Genomic DNA, 21272 nt, shown 5'->3' with positions numbered 1-21272 from the left:
ATTTTTTGTATTTATTCAAAACCTGTTTATCCCACTCTATCGTTGCAGATTAAATTGGATAATCAGATCAAAAATAGCTTTTTAAGGCTTAACTAATTAATCGATGATGAAATAAAATAGCAAGAGTCGGAAATCAAAAAAGCTAATCTCCAGATTAGCTTTTTTTGATAGTTAAAAGGCGCGTTCTTCTAAATGTTTTGGAAGATCCACATAGTCTATTCCTTTAGCCCACCAGTCTGGAGCTGGTTTGCCTTTTAGATAGTGGTCGAAGTATTCCATCATACGCACGGCGTAATCTTTTCTGTTTACTTCCTTCATTAATCCGTGATTTTCACCATTGTAGGTCAACATCACCACAGGTTTGTTCAGACGACGTAAACTATTGTAATACTCTACACCTTGTGTATAATCCACAGCTCCGTCTTTATCATTGTGCATAATGATCAACGGTGTGTTGACTTTCTTGATGTGGTAAATCGGTGAATTGCGCACGTAGGCATCCCAATTGTCCCAATATCCTGTTGTCAGACGGCCTTGGCTGGATTCAAAAATACTTTGGTTGGAGGAGCCTGTATTCCAATAAATCAATGAATACATCGAAATCATATTGGTAAGCGGAGCTCCTGCTACAGCAGCTTTGAAAATATTCGTTTGCGTAATTAGGAAGGATGTCTGATAACCACCCCACGAATGTCCGTGGATAGCAACATTCTTCTCATCTACAATTCCAGTATTGATAGCGGCTTGTACAGCTGGTACCACACAGGCTACTGCCGACATACCCGGATCATTCAATTTATACTTGATATCGGGCATCAATACGGCATAGCCATTATTGGTGTACATAGCTCTATTGAAACCTCCGCCTGGGAAGGAAGGTTGCGCATAATTATTCTTCTCTTGGGTCAATCTTTCGTAGATATACGTAATCGTGGGATAAGATTGGCCCTCTACATAATTGGCTGGAAGGTAAAGCGTGGCTTCCAACGTGTCTCCATGTGCCGAAACATAGGAAATCAGTTTGGATCCAGACGACAAGACGCTTGCCTTCTCATTGGCAATATTGTTTGTCAACTGCTTTTCGGACTTCAACAATTTATCGGATGCCACAAAAAAATCAGGAGCCACATTGGATCGTTCTAGCGTGTAGAAGAAATTGTTGCTGTTTTTAGGTTTGCGGAGTCCACTCATATTGATGTCATCAAGTTTGAGTACTTGCAATTTGTTGGCATTCTCAGGCAAGATTGCTACACCTTTTTGTTTTGTTCCATGGTTATAAATTGATAAATATTGATCTTTTTTTAAGTCCACAAATTCATCTTCTTGATAGATGTTGTTGAATGCTGTGGTAATCAATTTTTTCGATTTCCAATTATCTGTTAATGTAGTTGCTGACTTACCATCCACCGATACTTTCCATAAGTCAAAATTATCTCGTAACAACACAAATTTGTTGTCCGCCGTAAAGCCGAAATTGCCAATTCCTTGCTTTTCAACATTATGATCTGCCATCATATCCACAAAAGAACTTTGAATGTTCTGAGTGACATTGGTAGTGGCTAATGTTTTCGTGTTAAGAATGAAATAATGTCCATCATTATATAACAGCAACATGTCCGAATTGGGTGAGAAGCGGATTCCACGTCCGGCATTCAAGTACAATTTTTTGAATGCAAGTTGCTTTTTACCCGTCTTGATATCAATGATGTACAAATCACCGTAGCTTTGCCCATTGAGATTGGATTCATATTCATAAGGCTTAAAGTCATATCCATAGCCTATCAGTTGATTCGGTGAAAGCGAAATAGACTTAACGGCACTGTCCGCTAGCGACACAAATTTATTTTCATCCACATGCCATGCACTCATGGTCGTGTAGTTTTTGTCAAATTGCAAGCGCGATTTTTGTGCGGATTGCAGGCGTACATCCTGCCAGTTCCAGATGATCATATCCGGTTTTTCGAGGTCCTTCTTATTCACATCTGGCTTTTTATGACCTGCAGTCGGTTTGGCTGTTGCAGCAATTTGCGTGCTGTCGGTCTTAGAGGCAATAGAATCTTTTTCAGAAGCTTTTTTAGCATCTGCCTTAGCTATATCGTCTATTTTCTTTTCTGTGGTTTTCGGCTCTTCCGCTTTTTCTAATTTGGCGACACCGAAAAATATCGTTTTTAAGTCTTTGCTCCAGTAGGCATTAGAGTTTTCGCTGATGCCATACCCAGCAGTGATCTGATTTTCATCCAATCCGCTATAGGTAAATACGTCGGCAAGATGTGCTTTTATATTTTTTACCCCTAACAGCGTATAAACCGGGCTTTTGTACTTTTTATCTTTTTTGGATTTCAACAATGCAAATGCTGTCCCTTCTTTGTTCCACGCAATTTTTGAAAAATTAGCCTCATCATTATGCAAGGCATTCGATATGCCGGTATTCAAATCCATCAAGAAAATGCCGTTACCATTTTTACCATTGGCATCAATAGTATAAGCTAAATATTGCCCTGATTTATTGAAGCTGTAATCACTTACATTTCCCAGGTTGTATTTTTTCTTGGTAATGAGGTTGTATAGCAATAAATCTGAACCTTTGGGACTATCATCCGAACTAGGTGCTCCCGGCATGCTAGGTCCAGTTGGTCTTGGATTTTCAAAGCGTATTGCCACCCATTTGCTGTCCTCATTGGAGAAACTATAGCTTTGTACTTTATCAAAAGTCACCGATGCTGTATCCTTCAGTGCTACTATTCTCAATTTTTTGCTGGAAGGCTTACGTGATTTTTCGTTCGCCTTGATTTCAGTATATTTTTGATTTTCAAAAAAACTGAAGTATTGCGCATTGTGGTTAAAGAAAATAGGAGTAGAAGCGCCGCCAATCTGGTAATCAAACTTGGTCGTGTCTTGCACTTTTTTCAATGTGAGCGTCAAATCACCCGATGTAGGTCCAGAAACATAAGCAAGCCAATTTCCATCCGGTGAAGGCGTTGCCTCATTCAAGCGCATATATTTCCAGTTGGGAACATCCTGCCACGAAAGTGGTTTTGAAACCTCTTGGGCAAAAGGTGTTAACCATGCCAGTTGACACGCGAAAAAAAGAATCGATTTTTTAGTCATTCATTCAATAGGTTAAATATTAGTATAAATATATTTATAATCTTCTAATAGTTGATTACTGTATTAAAGATGTTATGATGAATCTTAAAATAAAAATCCTCCATTCGGTGTAGGAATGGAGGATTTTATAGCATTTTGAATCTAACTATTCATTTCTTGCCTATTATCTGGAGATTCAGGTTCTTCAGTTGTAGCAACTGTATCAGTCTCTTCTTTATTTCTTTTAAATTTTTTGAACAAAAATCCGAAAAATCCGATTACCGCGACGGCTATAACTTTCCATAGTTTGACAAGGATGGCTATAAGTCCAGTTTTTGCTAATACCTTTCCTGCGACTAGACCACCTACTGTCAAAGACGCTATTCTGTCCCCATCTACGTAATCATTGTACGCGTAACCTTCGTCAAAAGAAATACTGGACAAAACATTGTTCACATTCTCATTTACTTCTGGGAGATCATGCATCGAAGCAATAGCATTTACTAAATAAATACCATTTCTGCCCAAAATGCGTAGGTTGTAATTTAAAGTGTTGAGCGAATCTCCTTCGAAATGGAATTCTTTAGCCCAATGTAATACTTTCTTGGTGGGGTCATAGAAAGGCTTTGATGCCCAGCCTACCAATTCGATGCTGGAATACCCTTCAGCCTTGCGAGATTGGTTCTCTTCGACCAGATCTTGTTTGCTGGACTGCAAGAGTTCTTCGTAATTGATACTGCCCGCATCACCGTCTTCGACATAGCCCATGTCGTCATAGCTAATCGTGAAAGCCCATGAATTATCATCCAACACTCTTTTTTTTTATTGGAAAAAGCATTCCCAATATGGTATTGTCTTCTGGATTACCCCATAGTGTTGCTAATACATAATTCGATTGCTCTTTGTTGAGGTAATGAAAGCCTTTAGGAACCACCAATGTGCCGTTTCCTTCGGGAAGTTTGATAATTCCTGTTTCAAATTTTAAAGATTCCTCGACCTGCTGAACCATATACTCGGTAGAGTCTATTTCTTGGGCCTTGAGAGTGGTATGGAGACAAAAAATAAAGGATAAAACTAATACTATTTGTTCATAATTTGGTTAATTGAGTTAATATAATTTCAAATGTATTATTATTTTAAATAGGGTGAAAAATATTTTTGTGTTAGTTTGGTATCTCACACGATGAGATATGTATATTAAAGCTTAGTGATGACGCCACACGGCAGCTTGTTGTAAAAAGGAATATTAAGTTTATAAAAAGTTATATCTAAAATAATGGTATTTTTGTGAATCAAAACGACTTTTGAATGAAAATTTGGCAGAAAAATATTGATGTTGATTCTTTTGTTGAATCTTTTACTGTAGGCAAAGACCGTGAAATGGATATGCATTTGGCAGGAGCGGATGTGTTGGGCTCACTTGCACACACGCGGATGTTGAATAGCATTGGTCTGATGACGGATGAAGATTTGACGGCAGTTCAACAAGAACTTAAAAATATATATAAAGAAATACAGGAAGGGCAATTCGAGATTGAGGATAGTGTAGAAGATGTGCACTCTCAAGTCGAAATGATGTTGACCAAACGCATTGGCGAAGCCGGCAAAAAGATTCACTCTGGACGCTCCCGCAATGACCAGGTTTTGGTGGATTTAAAATTGTATTTCCGTTCAGAAATACATAGCATTTTCAACAATACGGAGGTGTTATTCAATCAGCTTATCAAACTTAGTGAACAGTACAAACAGGTTTTGATGCCAGGCTACACGCACTTGCAGATTGCTATGCCATCGTCTTTTGGACTGTGGTTTGGTGCTTATGCAGAGAGTTTGGTGGATGATTTACACTTATTGAAGGCGGCTTGGGCCGTGTGCAATAAAAATCCATTAGGGTCCGCAGCGGGCTACGGCTCTTCTTTTCCGTTGAATCGTACAATGACCACGGATTTGTTGGGCTTCGAAGACTTAAATTACAATGTGGTCTATGCGCAAATGGGGCGCGGCAAGACAGAACGTGTACTGGCACAAGCCATGAGTTCGATATCGGCAACATTAGCCAAATTTGCGATGGACGTTACTTTGTTTATCAATCAGAATTTTGGATTTATCTCTTTTCCGGCGCACCTGACTACGGGCTCGAGTATCATGCCGCACAAAAAGAATCCTGATGTATTTGAGTTGATTCGTTCGCGCTGCAATAAGATTCAGGCGTTGCCAACCGAAATCGCCATGATGACGACAAATTTACCTGTTGGCTATCACCGCGATTTGCAGCTGTTGAAAGAGAATTTATTCCCAGCATTCCAATCGTTGAATGATTGTTTGGAAATCGCGACATTCATGTTAGAGAATATTGAGATTAAGAACAATATTTTGGATGATCCGAAATACGATTATCTATTCTCCGTAGAAGTCGTAAATAATGAAGTGTTAGCAGGTATTCCATTCCGTGAGGCCTATAAAAACATAGGCTTAGCAATCGAAGAGGGTACATTTCAACCGTCTAAAGAGGTAAATCATACGCACGAAGGAAGTATAGGGAATCTTTGCAATGACCAAATTCAACGTATGTTTTCTGATGTAAAAGCCGATTTTGGCTTTGAAAAAGTTGAAAAAGCGTTAGCTGACTTGTTGAAGTAATAGTATAATATTTCATTTTTTTACAACAAAAGGTTTATTCTTGTGTCTGAATAAACCTTTTGTTTTTATTTTTTATGAGAAATATTATTTATCTAGTCAATTTACTATTGGTTGTCGTTACGCATTCTTTAATAGCTCAAGAAGCTAAAATGGAAGTTAAAGCTGAACGAAATAGTGATAATTCAGTTACATTAAATTTCACTAAAAATGATCCTGGCACGATGACCGTTCAGACCAATTTTAAATCTTTGGAAAATTCATCATTAAATGGGGCGTCGTTTCAAGCTAAAGGATATGCAGGCCAATTAATGACACTTCGTCCAACTAATAAAGATCAGAGAATTTCATATTCGTATTCATATCGTTATATCAGAGGTAAATTAAAGCCGAAAGTTGCATTTGAGTTTATATATGGATTTCCCCATCATGAAGGCACAGAGGCTAGAGTTAGCGAAGCTAGTTATTTGAAAGCCAAATATTTCGGCAATACAGAACCTGAGGATTGGAAAAGTTATTATATACATACAAAAGATGAAGCAGCAGTTCTTTCTATTAGAAAAGGCCTTGTAGTCGAAGTAATAGATGGAAATGAAGATTTTACAGAAGGTATTACATTTAAATCAAACAACAATAAAATTATAATTGAACATGAGGATGGAACCTTATCTACCTATGGTGCGTTGAAAAATGGAAGTATAAAAGTGAAGGTAGGTGATGTCGTATTTCCCAAAGTTGAATTGGCTCTGAACAGCAATAGAGGAAATAATCAATATTCTTTTGCTTTGAGTATTATGTATCTAAAGGCAGCAGATTTATTTATGAATGAAGGTAAAAATATCTCAAATGACAAAAGTTTATATGGATTTGTGACACCTATATTTAGCGTCAGTTTAGGACAACAAGTTTTAGATAATAGCAAAATTTATCAAGCGGCTTGGAGTGAGGATTTGATAGTAAAAGAAATGAACAAAAAAGAGTTGAAACAGTATAAGAATGACTAAGAGTTTGTTAGTATGAATATTATTGCCTAATATTGAGTTAAACTTAAGCTAATAAGTAAAATATAGCACGGGGTGCCCTCTTTGGAGAGCTGAGATTATACCCGAAACCTGATTTGGATAATGCCAACGTAGGGATGCAGGATACGATATATTTATTGTACTCCATTCAGTTGGTCTTATCCATACGAAAGGAGTATTTTTTTTATTCAATATATCGTATGGAGTTAATAAGACAAAATGTACAAGAGCTGATTCCTCAGCGTAAAGCCAATTGGCAAGGTCGACCCGAGTGGTTTTTTAACCGTGAACATACCGATACCTATGAGCAATGGTATGAGGGTCGATACAAAAGAGCCGAGATCTGGCAAAAGAAAATCATAGCCGAATTAGTAGCCAAAGAACCTCGGATTAAGGAGTTGTTGGAGTTTGGATGTGGCACCGGACGCTTTACGCGTTGGTGGAAGGATATTGGTATAGAAGCCTCGGGAGGAGATATATCGCCACTGATGTTATCGCAGGCGAAAGAACTCTTTTCTGGAGATCTAGCCATGGCAGACTCCCATTTCATGCCCTTCAAAGACAAAACTTTCGATGCGGTGGCGTTTATTACCACTTTTGAATATTATCGGGATCCGGTCCGCGTTATTCAAGAAGCATCGCGGGTATCACGCCACGGAATAGTGATGGGTATGATGAATCGCAACTCGCCTAAATTCTTCAGAAGAAGGATTCAACAAGCTTTTGGCAAAAATCCTTTTTATGTCACCGCCCATTTCTATACCCCACAAAATCTAATTCAAGTCATTGACAAAGCACTGGTTGGTCGCAATTATACTATCCATTGGTCCTGTACAGGCTTGCCCAAATGGTTTCCTGTGCAGCAATGGTCTATTCCGGTCGGCGATTTCTTTGGGTTATTTGTACAATTTGAGGATTAGCTATGAGCAAAGTCAATCAGAATCTGGTGGACAGTGTATTAGCACAGTCCGTCGGATATGCCAGCGATAAGGTTCTGCAAGGTCCAGCCTATGGTGTGGACTGCGCGGTGATTTCTATTACTGAAAAAATTGGAATGGTCGTGTCTAGCGATCCTCTTTCCATTATTCCGTGGATAGGAATGAAAGCCTCGGCATATATTTCCTTGCACCTTGCAGCGAATGATATAGCCACATCTGGATTAGCGCCTCAGTACGGACAATTCACCTTAAACTTGCCGCAGTACATGGATGAAGAGGGGCTACAGCAATACTGGGAGCATATTCATCAGTTCGCTGCGCAGGCGAAAATCAACATCACTGGGGGACATACGAGCTTTGATGCGCACAATAATTCGACGTTGGCAGGTGGGGTAACTTTATTTGCTGTAGGGGACATAGAGCATATCATGACTTCTACGCAGGCCGAAGAAGGGGATGTGTTGCTCATGACAAAAACAGCGGGATTGACAGCGATATCCATTCTGGCCATGGTTTTTCCCAACTACTTATGCACTCATCTAGGTGATGAAGTCGTACAGGAGGCAGCTTCCAGTTTTTGGAATATTTCGGTTCTTCCCGAATCTCAAGTAGTTCGCGAACTCCATATGGATTCCAAAACAGTTAACGCCATGCATGATGTGACAGAGGGAGGTGTAATGGGGGCTGTGTATGAATTTGCTACGGCTTCTCGCAAAGGCATTCGTTTGGATACAGACAAGATTCCCGTTTCTCCTGTGCATGCTGATGTGGCTCATATTTTTGGATTGGACCCGCAGCGTATCATTGGCGCCGGAAGCATGCTTATTGCTTGCAAGAAGGAAGGCAAAGAAATGTTAATAAACGAACTACAGCGCCGAGGTATTTCATGTACGGAAATTGGAATGTTTTTATCCGAAAGCGAAGGGAGATTTTTCACAAAAGGAGATGAAATGTATCCGCTAAATGCGCCTGCGCAGGATGCCTATTGGTCTGTATTTGCTAAATCTATGGAAAATGGCTTATCGTAAAATAAACTTCGACACAGAAAGAAAAGGAGTATACATCATTCTGGACATGCGCACCTTTACTGCCCCAGATCTTCGTAAATTGGAGCATCTACTGTCCAATCAAGTGATCGCTATACAGCTATGGGATTCGAATAAACTGCCGAATCACAATATTTTGGAATCTATTATTGAGATTGTGCATCAGCACCATATTCCCATTCTCATAAACAACAAGTATGAATTGATGCGGGACTACGACATTGATGGCGTACATTTTGATCATATCCCTTCCAATTGGGAGGTTTTGAAGTCACAATTAAAGCACAAAATCATAGGAGTGACATGCACCAATGATATGGATGTCGTACAATGGGCAACCGATCAACAGATTGATTATCTATCTTTTTGTTCGATGTTTCCATCCGAAAATAATACACGCTGTGTATTGGTAGATAGAGCTTTGATTAAAAATGTTCAACAGCATTATACTATTCCTTTTTTTCTAGCAGGAGGCATTAAGCCACAGCATATTAATCTTTTGGAAGAAATTAACTATGCAGGAATTGCCATCGTTTCGGGGTTAATGAGCGCAGAGAATCCAAAAGAGGTCATTAACGCATATTACCAAGCATTAAATAAGAATCCATGAAAATAAGTACCATACAAAATAAATTATGTTGTCCATTTGATAAAGCGGACTTAAAACTTGAGATCATCGAACAAACGGTCGAGCAAGACATAAGCATAGGGAGCCTAACTTGCACAGCATGCAAACGTTTTTATCCTATTATATCGGGTATTCCCATTATGAATCCGGACGAATTCCGGGATTCTGAAATAGAGAAAATATATTATGAAAGTTTGAGTCGCTTGGGTCATCCGAAGCAGATTGAAAATTTTAGATTAATAGAGTAGTAGAGAGCTTCCACATCGGAAGCTCTTTAATTTTAAAATATTCGTCGGATTATCCTTGTTATTTTTATCTTACGCTAGTATTACCCTTATAAATCTAACCGTATGGATAATAGAAGGTCATTTATCAAGAAAGCAGGAATATTGGCGGGCTCTTTTGGACTCTTTACGCATTTGCCAAAATCCATTGAAGCCGCTTTAAACATTAATCCCCTTGAAGGCTCAACATTCTTGGATGCCGAACATGTGGTCCTTTTGATGCAAGAAAACCGCTCTTTTGATCATTCTTTCGGGACATTACGTGGTGTGCGCGGATTTAATGATAGATGTGCTATTCAATTGTCAAATGGTAATCCTGTATGGTTGCAGTCTTATGCAAACGGTCATACCTACGCACCATTTCGGTTAGATATCAAAAATTCTAAAGCCGCTTGGACACAAGATTTACCGCATTCTTGGGAAAATCAAATTGGTGCCTGGAACGCTGGAAAATTTGATAAGTGGTTGGATTGGAAGCGATCTGGACGGAAAGAATATCGTGATTTGCCGCTCACTTTGGGCTATTATACGCGTGAAGATATTCCGTTTTATTATGCTTTTGCAGATGCTTTCACGATTTGCGATCAACATTTTTGCTCTTCCATAACGGGTACGACAACCAACAGACATTATTTTTGGACGGGTAAATGTACGGAAGATCTACATAGCAAACCTTTGACGCGCAATTCGGATACCTATTACAATAATATGGCGAAGTGGAAAACCTTCCCCGAGCGTTTACAAGAAAATGGGATAAGTTGGAAGGTATACCAGAATGAAATCAGTTTGCAGAATGAAGGATCTGGAAATGGGGAGTCGTTGTTAGGGAATTTTACGGATAATAATCTGGAATGGTTTTCTCAATACAATGTCCGCTTTAAGAAAAGCCATATTGATTTTTATACCCGTAGAATTGAAGAATTGCCTGGAGAAATCGACGAGTTGCATAAGCAATTGGCTACTTACCCGAATGCACAAAAGGTGCAGAATACGCTGACGCAAAAGAAAAATCAATTGGAGAGCTTCAAGCGTGAAGTCGAACAGTATTCTCTAGGGAATTTTGAAAAGCTGTCGGACTTCGAGAAGGAACTGCATAGCCGAGCTTTTCAAACCAACGAAGGTGATACACATTACCACGAAACAGAAAAAGTAGATTTCGAAGGAGCCACCATTGAAGTACCTAAAGGTGATATTTTGCATCAATTTCGTCAGGATGTAACAAATGGTCAATTGCCGACAGTCAGCTGGTTAGTTGCGCCACAGTATTTTTCGGATCATCCGAGTGCACCGATGTATGGCGCTTGGTATGTGTCGGAAATATTGAATATTCTGACCCAGAATCCTGAAGTGTGGAAGAAAACGATTTTTATCTTGAATTATGATGAAAATGATGGTTATTTCGATCATGTTCCGCCATTCGTGGCTCCTAAGCCGGGAGACAAAGATTCGGGTTTAGTTTCGTCAAAATTGGAAGAAAGTTTGCAAACAGAATTTTTAACGAAAGAGCAGGAACTTGCTTCGGGTGTAAGAGAAGAAAACGCAACCGAAGGTCCTGTAGGATTAGGTTATCGCGTGCCATTGATTATTGCATCGCCTTGGACTAAAGGGGGATGGGTGAATTCGGAAGTCTGCGATATTACCTCTACGATCCAGTTTTTGGAAGTTTTCTTGAACAAAAAATATAAGAAACAGATTGTAGAAACGAATATTTCACTTTGGAGAAGAGCAATAACTGGAGATTTGACTTCGGTGTTCCGAACATATAATCCAAATGAAAAGGGTGGATTGCCCGACTTTTTGGATATGAAGCAGCAAATAGCAAGTTTAGATCAAGCGAAGGATAAGCCACTTCCAGATGGCTATTTGGCATTCAACGAAGATGAAATAAGTCGAATCCGAAGTGGAGCATCCCATCCCGCTTTACCCAAGCAGGAGAAAGGCACAAAGCCATCTAGCGCCTTATGCTATGAGCTGTATGTACATGAGCATCATGCCAAAAATCACTTGCAAATGACCTTCGAAGCATCTAACAAGAAGTTTGGACAAAGGGCTCTTGCTGGTGCTTTCAATGTGTATGATTTGCTCGAAACAAATAGATTTAGCAAGTCATTTGCGGTAGCGGCAGGAGACAAATTGAATTATACTTGGCGCAAAACAGATAATGGAGCTTATGATGTTGCGGTACATGGACCAAATGGATTTTACCGTAAATTACAATCAAAGGCTTTGTCTGAAGCTTTGCAAGTACAGGTTTCGTATTCCGATAAAGGCGATTTAGTGTTGCATATCGAGAATATTTCGAAAAATTCGCAAGCTGTCAAAGTATCAAATGCCTACACAAAATCCACAGAAAATCTCACAATCAAACCGAAGAAATCCGTACGATTGGAGATGGATACACAGAAATTTGGTCGGTGGTACGATATTAGTTTACATGCTGATAATTGGCACAGACAATACGCAGGACGTATTGAAAATGGACAACACAGTATTTCAGATCCTTTGATGGGATAGTGTAATTAAAGGCTTCGAGTTATTCGAAGCCTTTGTTGTATTCTTTTAATGCCTTTACTAATTTGTTTTTCTTCACTAATTCTAAAGCTTTCGGGCTATCAACTACCATATTTTCTAAGTTTTCTTTTGTTAAACGGACTATATCTCCGTCAATTCCTTTGTTAATATGGGTTATAGGAGTAGATTTTATATAATCAGAGGTGATAGTATATGTGTTTATTTTTGCTGAATCTACTATAAAAACCCATACATGCTCCAAGGGTATACCCTTGAATATTTTTTGTGTGTAATTTGAGTGATAAATAGATTTGGTTTCATTTGGATTAAGAATTTTCTTTTTACCATCCGATTTCCATTCAAGGAATGAAATAGAATCTCTATAATGTATTTTGGCATTTGCTTCCAACACATCACCATTTTAAGTTCAATGATAAAATCATGTTTAAAAGCACTTATATCTTTTTCCTTATAGACCATCCAGGGATTTATGTGTGGTCTGTGATATGGGATTGTTTGGGGGCCATTGGGTGTATTAATACGCGTTTGCGAATAACATAAAGTAATACTCAAATTTAAAATTAGGACAAATAATAGCCTTTTCATGAAATTAACTTGTGTTTAGTATCTTTTGTGTAAATATATTAAACTTAGGTTAAATTAATGTGAGTTCGGTTTAAGAAACATTGGCTATGCCCTCTTTCTGGGCAAGTAGATACTTTTTATCTCAAAAAGTATCCAAAAAATCGTCGCTTAAAAATTTTGCACAATGTCAATCCATTCCTACAAATGCAAAATTTTGATAGGCGACATAATTAGCAAATCATGGGTTTTGATTTTATTGTGATAAAATGTGATTTAGTAATCTTCCAGAAGTTATTTCGATTCACGAGAATTCAGTTCATTGACTACTTCTTTTTCTAGCGCGTCTCTATTTTTTGCATTCTTGATAAAGAAATAAGCGAGAATTAAAGCTATGATGGAACCTAATCCAAAGCCAGTGACAATTCCGCTATAAGCAAATATCCCAACGGCAAAACCAATAAGAACTGCGTTTATAATTTTCTCTGATTTTAGGCTTTTTAATTTTTTGTAAAGATCAGCTGTGTGTAATTCAGTAATGTTAGTTAGTTTCATGTTTATTTTTGGTTATGAAAGCAATTTAAAAATTTTTTACACACTTTCAAACTCTTTTGGATATTGCACGGTACCGCTAATATGCTGTAATGCATTTGGAACAAGTTCTATTGCCATAAAAACTTCCGAAGCAACTTCAAAAGGCGCTTTAATATTCCATTTTACTGCAGGTTGGAAACCAAATTTTGGGTAGTAATTTTCGTGACCTAAGACAATAACAGAAGTGAAACCCAATTCCTTTGCTCGTTGTAATCCTTCTCTGATTAATGCGCCACCAATACCTTGCTTTTGATAATCTTCAAGCACTGCCATTGGCGCTAAAGCCAAGGATTCGTATGATGTAGCATTATTAACAATCTTGATTTTGGTAAATAAAATATGCCCAACGATTTGATTGTCGAGCTCGGCTACTAAAGATAACTCCGGAACAAACGCGTCCGAATTTCGTAAAGAATCCACCAATTTGGCTTCAGCTTCTTGGGCAAAAGCTTGTTTATTAATGTTGTAAACAGCTTCGGAATCTTGGTGTTGTTCTTGACGGATGGATGGGAGGCATGATTAGATTTTAATATGAATAAAGCATTTTTAACTTTTTAAGAATAATTTTAAGGGATCCATGTTTTCTTCAAAAAATGTAATTTATTAAATTATCATAAAGAAATTCACCAGCGAAATTTGGTATTCCCACTTCTAGTTTCTCTTGCGAACTTAAAGGAGGAGCGTTAACAGATTTTCTAACATAAATTACTTCTCCATTAATAACCTTTATAAGAGCAATTCCATGCTTTTCTGCATATTCTTGAGCTCCAGTCTGAAAATCAGATGTTGAGAATATAATTCCTTTTTGACAACCTGTGGATTTTAGCTTTGCATCTAATAGTTGCACAACTTCTCTTTTAATAGGGTGAGCGTGCTTTTTGCATTCAATAAGAATTTTGATAGAAATGTTTAAAATTTCTAGCTCACAATAAACATCAATTTGGTAATCACCATCATATGCATTAAGAATAATATTATGATGAATATTAATATCATTTATATTTCCACATTTTTCTAAATATTCTTTGACCCACAATTCAAATTCTAAGGGGGGGTGATATTAAGGCTTTTGTACATTTGGTAAGTTTTTGGTTAATAAAATCCCTTCTTCCAAAAGTATCGGGGAAATGCCTTTGGAAGAAGCGTATGTGTATTTTTATTTTGCTCTTTCGTATACTTCGAAAGTATAATCAAAAGCGTGCTTTTCGTCTTTTTCGTGCTTTTCAGCGCTTACTAAGTTCCATTCGTGATCCAGTAATTCTGGAAAATACGCATCGCCATTGATTGTCGTATGTACACGCGTCAATAACACTTTATCCGCAAGTGGTAAGGTTTGTTTGTAGATTTCCGCACCACCGATAATAAAGATTTCACGTTCATCACGGCAATAGTTTTGCACTTCTTGCACGCTATTCGCTACATCGACTTCTTCGTGCGTGTAATTCATATCACGCGTCAAGATGATGTTACGACGCTCTGGAAGTGGTTTGCCGATAGATTCAAAAGTCTTGCGACCCATCACCACCGAATGTTCTAGCGTATTTTTCTTAAAGTATTTAAAATCATTAGGCAAATGCCAAGGCATTTTGTTGTCTTTGCCAATGGCATTATTTTCTGCCGCAGCTACGATTAACGTTATTTTAGTATCACTCATTTTATCTAATTTTCAAATCTCCAAATTACCTCATTCCCAATTTTCTACACCGCTACAGGAGCTTTGATATGTGGCTCATACTCGTAACCTACTAATTCGAAATCTTCGAATTTGAAGTCGAAAATATCTTTTACTTCCGGATTGATTTTCATTGTTGGAAGTGGTTTAGGCGTACGTGACAATTGCAATTCTGTTTGTTCGAAGTGATTGCTATAGATATGCGCATCACCAAAAGTATGTACAAATTCTCCTGCTTCCATATCACATACTTGCGCCACCATCATCGTCAATAGGGCATATGAAGCAATATTGAAAGGCACACCTAAGAAAATATCGGCGCTGCGTTGGTACAGTTGACAAGACAATTGAGGCTTAAGAATACCTTTTTCGGGATGTGCTGGCGACACATAGAATTGGAAGAAAGCGTGACAAGGAGGCAAAGCCATGTTTTCAATTTCTGCCACATTCCAAGCCGATACGATAATGCGACGCGAATCAGGTGATTTTTTCAACTGATTGATCACTTGCGTGATTTGGTCGATATGACGACCATCTGGCGTTGGCCATGAGCGCCATTGTGAACCATAAACTGGTCCCAAGTTGCCATTCTCGTCTGCCCATTCATCCCAAATGCTGACACCATTATCTTTCAGGTATTTAATGTTTGTTTCACCTTTCAAAAACCAGATTAATTCGTGTATAATCGAACGTAAATGCAGTTTTTTGGTCGTAATAATCGGAAAACCTTCTTGCAGATTGAAACGCATTTGATATCCAAAAACACTACGTGTACCAGTACCTGTTCTATCCGTTTTGTCCACACCTGTGGTGTATACGTGTTTTAGTAAATCTAAATATTGTTTCATTTTTGAATCTGTTTAAAGGTATTTATGTTACGAAGTTAAGATATTTTTTGAACTAACTGAATGATGATTTACCATCGAATTTTTCCACATCTAAATCAAGATTGTCTACAAAGTGTTGAATAATAATACGCTCAATTTCCTTCTCATTATAGGATGCTGAATTTCGAACAAGATGATAGTTGTGTTGAACCAATTGCTTTATGATGTCAGAGACTGTTTTTAGGTCTAGATTTGATGCAAATTTAAAAGCGAATATAAAACCTGTTATAGAAAGAATTAGACCATATGAGCCAATTAATGGTTTATAAAAAAGACAAACTATTGAAGAGATAAGAAGCACCAAAAGCATAATAGTTAACCAGTTCGGAGGTTGTAATAAATTTGTTTTGAAGCCCAACTCTTGTTCTAATCTTTTAATATCATTTCTGCGATTTTGTTTTGGAAAGATTTCCGCTAAAAGTGAATTTTTGTGTAAAGGAATGGTACTATCCTGTGTTGCGTAATATGCTTTTCTGAATTTATAAAAGGCTTGTTGTGATGTGCAATAATCAATATTTTCAAGTTCAATCTTACTACAGACTAGTTTTGTTAAGTCATCAAAAGTGTTGCATTTATTTATTTCGACATCATCTAATTTTATATTAAAAGAGGATTCTATGTCATGAAATATCTCATCAATATCATCATGCTCTGTACTTTTGAATTTTTGAGAAAGATAGCTCATACAAAATCAATTAATCTGCTGTCATAAAGTTATCAAATGTCATTCGCATCTCAAATCTTTTATCTATAAAGGGAAGTCTAAAAAAAAGCGTATTTTTGCAACTTATTATGAATAAAAAAGTAGCTTTCTATACACTAGGTTGTAAGTTGAATTTTTCGGAAACTTCATCAATTGGACGTCAGTTCAAGGATGCAGGCTATGATACCACGCCGTTCAATTCAGCTGCGGACGTTTATGTAATCAATACCTGTTCGGTGACGGACAATGCGGATAAGAAATGTCGAAAGGTGGTGAAGGAAGCGCTTAAATATTCTCCAAATGCGTATATCACGATTGTTGGTTGTTATGCCCAATTGAAACCGCAGGAAATCGCTGAGATTCCAGGGGTAGATATGGTGCTAGGTGCTGCAGAGAAGTTCAACATCATTGAGCATATCAATGATTTAACGAAGCAAGAGAAAGCAGTTGTCCATAATGGACCAATCGACGAAACCAATCAATTCGTAACTGCATATTCTATCGGCGACCGTACTCGTACTTTCCTAAAAGTGCAAGACGGTTGTGATTATTCGTGTACATTCTGTACAATTCCTCTAGCACGTGGTGCAAGCCGTTCGGGAAAGATTGAAGATATTGTACGTCAAGCAGAAGAAATTGCTGCTTCGGGTGTGAAAGAAATTGTGTTGACAGGGGTTAATATTGGTGATTTCGGTATCCGTGATGGTAAGCGCCAAGACAAATTTTTGGATTTGGTCAAAGCCTTGGACGAAGTGGAAGGAATTGACCGCATTCGTATATCATCGATAGAACCAAATTTGCTTGCAAATGAAATAATTGAATTTGTTGCGCAATCCAAACGATTTGTTCCGCATTTTCATATGCCTTTGCAATCTGGAAATAACAAAGTATTGGCACAAATGCGTCGTCGTTACAAACGTGAACTGTATTGGGAACGTGTGGCAAAAATCAAATCGCTAATGCCAAATGCTTGTATCGGAGTAGATGTAATTGTTGGATTTACGGGTGAAACACGTGAAGATTTTATCGATACGTACAATTTCTTAAACGAAATGCCTATTTCATATTTGCACGTCTTTACTTATTCGGAACGTGAAAATACAATTGCTGCTCAAATGGAAGGTGCCGTACCGGGTGCACAACGTTCGGACCGTAGCAAGATGTTGCACATTCTTTCGGAGAAAAAACGTCGTGCTTTCTACGAAGAAAATTTAGGTGCAATAGGAGAGGTATTATTCGAATCGGATGAAAAAGATGGATATATGCACGGGTTTTCTAAAAATTATGTGAAAGTATGTACCCCATATGATCCACTATTGGTCAATGAAATTGTGCCGGTGAAATTCACTTCGATTTCTGAATCAGGTGATGTAGATATAGAAGAATTACCAGAGCTGTTAGCTCATTAAGATATACTTTGAAGGGGATTTAAAAGTATTCTTATTCGTCATTTCGACGAGGTACGAGGAGAAATCTATATTGGATGATGCTTCTACCTCGTGGATTTTGAATCCTTTTACATCCGTTTTTTAGATTTCTCCCTTTGGTCGAAATGACGGGCTTGGTTTAAGACCGTTTTCAATACCTTCTATTTATTTAATATTCTTCAAAAAAATATTCCTAAATTATTCCCAAATCTTATTTTATCCTTGTCGCTACTATGAAAGTATTAATTGTCGAAGATGAGCTCGCTCTACAAGCCGGAATACGTGAATTTTTGATTAGTGAGAAGTTTGTGGTGGAAGTCGCGTCAACTTATGATGAGGCTTTGGATAAAGCGCTTAACTATGCGTATGATTGTGTACTGCTGGATATCATGTTGCCCGGCGGCTCCGGATTGGACGTACTGCGTGCGATGCGCGATAATCTTATTAAAAGTCCTGTGCTTATTCTTTCCGCCAAAGACTCCGTAGATGACAAAGTCGCTGGATTGGAAATAGGAGCTGATGATTATTTGGCAAAACCGTTTCATTTTGCAGAACTGTTGGCCCGTTTGAAATCCATTATCCGTCGGAATGCGCAAGATGGTCAACATTTGTTGCACTATAAAAATGTCTCTCTGGATCCGGAACTCCGTGAGGTCAAGATTGAAGGGATGCCTATCATACTCAATCGCAAAGAATACGACGTGCTGTACTATTTTATGCTTCGCCCTAATAAGCTGCTGGAAAAGTCAACATTAGCCGAAACCGTGTGGGGAAATCATGCAGATCAAGCGGATAATTTGGATTTTATTTATTCGCAGATTAAGAATTTACGTAAGAAGTTAAAGACGGCCGACGCGACATGTGACATACAAGCTGTATATGGGATAGGATATAAATTAGTGTAATGGCTATATCGATAAAGAATTATACGAACCGTTTTATTGTAGTTACAATCTTGATTGTGATGGCCTTGTGGGCTGCGATGTTTTATGCAGTCATCATGGAGGAAGTATATGACAATATCGATGATGGTTTGAAAAATCAAAAGATACTCATCATCCGCGAAGTGTACCGTAAGCCGGAACTTATTGCCGAATCCACAGAATTCGGTGTCAATCAATTTGTCATTCGTCCTGTGGAAAATGCTACGGAGGTGCTGGATGAAAATGTATTTTCAAAGGAGCTAATTTACATGCCTTATGATAAGGAAGAGGAGCCTTATCGGATATTACGGACGGGATTCTATGATGCTACAGGGAAGCCTTATTACCTTGAAATACGCACTTCTACGGTGGAAGAAGACGATTTCTTGATGGATCTTGCCATTTCCTTGTTGGCCCTGTACAGCGTTATTGTATTGAGTATATTATTTATCAATTACTTTATGATGGGGCACGCCTGGAAACCATTCAATCAGATACTTAAGAATCTTTCCCAATATCGTTTTGGTAAGGCAGATAGTTTTGTAGCGGTAGATTCGCAGGTTCGTGAATTTAAGGATCTCAACAATCATATCTCTGATATGATTCAGCAAAATGAAAAAGTATTTGATAGTCAGAAGAGGTTCTTAGAAAATGCGGCACACGAGCTTCAAACGCCTTTGGCTGTGAGTATCAATAAATTGGAATTTGTGTTGGAAAATGCATCGCTATCTGAGGAAGATATGATCCGTGTGGTAGAAGCGAAGCGTTCATTGCAACGAATGGTCAGCCTGAATAAAAGTTTACTCACCTTATCGCGTATTAACAACCAGCAATATGCCAGCCAAGAGGAAGTGCATATGCAGGCCATCGTGGATCATGCGCTTACAGACTATGAGGATTTAATTGCTTACAAAGATATACAGGTCGATCAAGAAATCGTATCGGATTTTGTGCTGATGGCCAACCGTGATCTGATGCAAATCCTGGTTTCCAACTTGTTGAGTAATGCTGTAAAATATAATACACAGCCTGGTAAAATTCGAATTACAATGCGCGCTGACTCCTTTACGATTGCCAATACAAGTGCAGATGGGGCGCTCAACCCCAATTATATCTTCGAACGATTCTACAAAGGAAGCCAAGATCACAATTCCAACGGATTGGGCTTATCCATTGTCCAGACAATTTTGGATAAATATTCTTTTTTAGTTATCGAATATCGCTATGAAAATAACATGCAAGTATTTGAAGTAAAGAAGCTTATGTAATTTATTTCGAATAAAGTTTCTTTTCCCAAATCTTTCCCAAATTGGTTTAGAATTTTGTAGAGTAATCAAAGATTAAAATGATGAAAACACTATTCAAAACTTTTGCAATAATAGGCTTAATGTCGGCTGCTACAGCGGTTAATGCCCAAGATAAACTTATTAAACTTGCGGAATTACCAAAAACAGCGCAAGAATTTATCAAGAAGCATAATGCTACCGGGGACATCTCTTACATCAAGATGGAAGACGATTTCTTTTCCAAAAAATCTTTCGAAGTTAAATTAAAAGATGGCTCGGAATTTGAATTTGACAAAAATGGCGCATGGAAAGAAGTAGACATGAAGCATAATAAAGCAGTGCCTTCTACTTTGGTTCCTTCAGCGATTTCGGCCTATATAACAAAGAGTTTTCCACAGAATAATATTGTGAAAATCTCCAAAAATTCCAACAAGTATGAGGTAGAGTTAACAAATGGCCTAGATCTGGAATTTGATGGCAAAGGAAAATTTATACGTATTGACGATTAATTAATTTATTCATTTACAGTTTTTTAAAAATTTATAGTTATGAAAAGTTTACTAGTTAAAATGGTTTTGATGTTGGGTGTAGTATTCACAATGGCATCGTGTGATAAAGACGAAGAGCGAATTGCTATTGACGAACTACCAGCAGTTTCTCAATCTTTTATAAGTCAGTATTTTGCGAATGCAAAGATCACTTCGACTATCAAAGACAAAGAAAGTGCAGCACGTGTGGAGTATGAAGTGAAATTGGATAATGGTGTGGACATCACATTTGACGAAGCAGGTAATTGGCTGGACGTAGAAGCAAGAAATGATCGTGAAGCCTTGCCTTCTACTGGTTTTATCTTGCCAGCAATCGTATCCTATGTAACGAATAATTATCCTTCAGTGGGCATCAATGGAATCGAGCGCGAGATGAATGGTTTCGATATCGAGTTAACGAATGATATTGATTTAGTTTTCAATAGCGAAGGTGGATTCGTTCGTGAAGATAGATAAAATCAAAATAGAAAAGGGATAATGTGAATTATCCCTTTTCT

General features: G+C 38.0%; 21 protein-coding genes, 1 pseudogene and 1 riboswitch. Of the genes and pseudogenes, 12 read left to right on the top strand and 10 right to left on the bottom strand.

What is annotated here, in order from left to right:
- Positions 1–171: 171 nt before the first annotated feature.
- The 3 genes from EDC17_RS09900 to EDC17_RS17415 form a co-directional block, all read right to left on the bottom strand.
- Positions 172–3108, bottom strand: coding sequence for an alpha/beta hydrolase family protein (locus tag EDC17_RS09900; RefSeq protein ID WP_132777924.1), 2937 nt, complete (start codon positions 3106–3108; stop codon positions 172–174).
- A gap of 141 nt (positions 3109–3249) precedes the next feature.
- On the bottom strand, positions 3250–3897 hold the full coding sequence (locus EDC17_RS09895) for a DUF2167 domain-containing protein (protein ID WP_132777923.1): 648 nt from the start codon (positions 3895–3897) through the stop codon (positions 3250–3252).
- Positions 3890–4096, bottom strand: coding sequence for a DUF2167 domain-containing protein (locus EDC17_RS17415; protein ID WP_132777922.1), 207 nt, complete (start codon positions 4094–4096; stop codon positions 3890–3892). Before EDC17_RS17415 ends, EDC17_RS09895 begins: the two co-directional genes overlap by 8 nt.
- A 299-nt stretch (positions 4097–4395) precedes the next feature.
- Here EDC17_RS17415 and argH point away from each other — a divergent pair, with 299 nt between their 5' ends.
- From argH to EDC17_RS09855, 7 genes are all read left to right on the top strand, one after another.
- Positions 4396–5727, top strand: a complete 1332-nt coding sequence (gene argH / locus EDC17_RS09885; protein WP_132777921.1) for an argininosuccinate lyase — start codon at positions 4396–4398, stop codon at positions 5725–5727.
- 74 nt (positions 5728–5801) lie between these two features.
- A complete protein-coding gene (locus EDC17_RS09880; protein ID WP_132777920.1) occupies positions 5802–6728 on the top strand; it encodes a hypothetical protein in 927 nt (308 codons plus the stop codon).
- Between the two features lie 58 nt (positions 6729–6786).
- Positions 6787–6880: riboswitch (TPP riboswitch) on the top strand.
- A 66-nt stretch (positions 6881–6946) separates the two neighbouring features.
- On the top strand, positions 6947–7666 hold the full coding sequence (locus tag EDC17_RS09875) for a class I SAM-dependent methyltransferase (protein ID WP_132777919.1): 720 nt from the start codon (positions 6947–6949) through the stop codon (positions 7664–7666).
- Positions 7667–7668: 2 nt separating this feature from the next.
- Positions 7669–8712: an AIR synthase-related protein gene (locus EDC17_RS09870; protein ID WP_132777918.1), complete on the top strand. Its 1044-nt coding sequence runs from the start codon at positions 7669–7671 to the stop codon at positions 8710–8712.
- The gene (locus EDC17_RS09865; protein ID WP_165894399.1) at positions 8699–9340 is read left to right on the top strand and encodes a thiamine phosphate synthase; all 642 of its coding nucleotides are present in this window, start codon (positions 8699–8701) and stop codon (positions 9338–9340) included. Before EDC17_RS09870 ends, EDC17_RS09865 begins: the two co-directional genes overlap by 14 nt.
- Complete coding sequence (locus EDC17_RS09860) at positions 9337–9606, top strand: Trm112 family protein (protein WP_132777916.1); 270 nt, start codon at positions 9337–9339, stop codon at positions 9604–9606. The genes EDC17_RS09865 and EDC17_RS09860 overlap by 4 nt, the downstream gene beginning before the upstream one ends.
- Positions 9607–9708: 102 nt before the next feature.
- Complete coding sequence (locus EDC17_RS09855; protein ID WP_132777915.1) at positions 9709–12156, top strand: phosphocholine-specific phospholipase C; 2448 nt, start codon at positions 9709–9711, stop codon at positions 12154–12156.
- A 19-nt stretch (positions 12157–12175) separates the two neighbouring features.
- Here EDC17_RS09855 and EDC17_RS09850 read toward each other — a convergent pair whose 3' ends face one another.
- The 7 genes and pseudogenes from EDC17_RS09850 to EDC17_RS09820 form a co-directional block, all read right to left on the bottom strand.
- Complete coding sequence (locus EDC17_RS09850) at positions 12176–12562, bottom strand: hypothetical protein (RefSeq protein WP_132777914.1); 387 nt, start codon at positions 12560–12562, stop codon at positions 12176–12178.
- A 467-nt stretch (positions 12563–13029) separates the two neighbouring features.
- Entirely contained in the window at positions 13030–13290 is a 261-nt protein-coding gene (locus EDC17_RS09845) for a hypothetical protein (protein WP_132777913.1), read from the bottom strand.
- A 36-nt stretch (positions 13291–13326) separates the two neighbouring features.
- Positions 13327–13833 carry a GNAT family N-acetyltransferase gene (locus EDC17_RS09840; protein ID WP_132777912.1) on the bottom strand — a complete coding sequence of 169 codons (507 nt, stop codon included), beginning with the start codon at positions 13831–13833 and terminating at the stop codon, positions 13327–13329.
- Between the two features lie 82 nt (positions 13834–13915).
- Positions 13916–14368: pseudogene (locus tag EDC17_RS09835) on the bottom strand (restriction endonuclease); the annotation flags it as partial.
- Positions 14369–14485: 117 nt separating this feature from the next.
- Positions 14486–14983: a dihydrofolate reductase gene (locus EDC17_RS09830; protein ID WP_132777910.1), complete on the bottom strand. Its 498-nt coding sequence runs from the start codon at positions 14981–14983 to the stop codon at positions 14486–14488.
- A gap of 44 nt (positions 14984–15027) precedes the next feature.
- The gene (locus EDC17_RS09825; RefSeq protein WP_132777909.1) at positions 15028–15849 is read right to left on the bottom strand and encodes a thymidylate synthase; all 822 of its coding nucleotides are present in this window, start codon (positions 15847–15849) and stop codon (positions 15028–15030) included.
- A 52-nt stretch (positions 15850–15901) separates the two neighbouring features.
- On the bottom strand, positions 15902–16573 hold the full coding sequence (locus EDC17_RS09820; protein WP_132777908.1) for a hypothetical protein: 672 nt from the start codon (positions 16571–16573) through the stop codon (positions 15902–15904).
- A gap of 107 nt (positions 16574–16680) precedes the next feature.
- Here EDC17_RS09820 and mtaB point away from each other — a divergent pair, with 107 nt between their 5' ends.
- The 5 genes from mtaB to EDC17_RS09795 all read left to right on the top strand — a co-directional run bounded on the left by mtaB (position 16681) and on the right by EDC17_RS09795 (position 21231).
- Positions 16681–18000 carry a tRNA (N(6)-L-threonylcarbamoyladenosine(37)-C(2))-methylthiotransferase MtaB gene (mtaB, locus tag EDC17_RS09815; protein ID WP_132777907.1) on the top strand — a complete coding sequence of 440 codons (1320 nt, stop codon included), beginning with the start codon at positions 16681–16683 and terminating at the stop codon, positions 17998–18000.
- A 251-nt stretch (positions 18001–18251) separates the two neighbouring features.
- Positions 18252–18923, top strand: a complete 672-nt coding sequence (locus EDC17_RS09810) for a response regulator transcription factor (protein ID WP_132777906.1) — start codon at positions 18252–18254, stop codon at positions 18921–18923.
- Positions 18923–20209: a sensor histidine kinase gene (locus EDC17_RS09805; protein ID WP_132777905.1), complete on the top strand. Its 1287-nt coding sequence runs from the start codon at positions 18923–18925 to the stop codon at positions 20207–20209. Before EDC17_RS09810 ends, EDC17_RS09805 begins: the two co-directional genes overlap by 1 nt.
- 77 nt (positions 20210–20286) lie before the next feature.
- On the top strand, positions 20287–20736 hold the full coding sequence (locus EDC17_RS09800; protein WP_132777904.1) for a PepSY-like domain-containing protein: 450 nt from the start codon (positions 20287–20289) through the stop codon (positions 20734–20736).
- Between the two features lie 39 nt (positions 20737–20775).
- Positions 20776–21231 carry a PepSY-like domain-containing protein gene (locus EDC17_RS09795; protein ID WP_132777903.1) on the top strand — a complete coding sequence of 152 codons (456 nt, stop codon included), beginning with the start codon at positions 20776–20778 and terminating at the stop codon, positions 21229–21231.
- Positions 21232–21272: the final 41 nt, after the last annotated feature.

The organism is Sphingobacterium alimentarium, from assembly GCF_004342685.1.
In the GTDB taxonomy this organism is placed as follows: Bacteria; Bacteroidota; Bacteroidia; order Sphingobacteriales; family Sphingobacteriaceae; genus Sphingobacterium; species Sphingobacterium alimentarium.
Note: the sequence above shows the minus strand (reverse complement) of the source record. Positions and strands in the feature narration are given on the sequence as shown.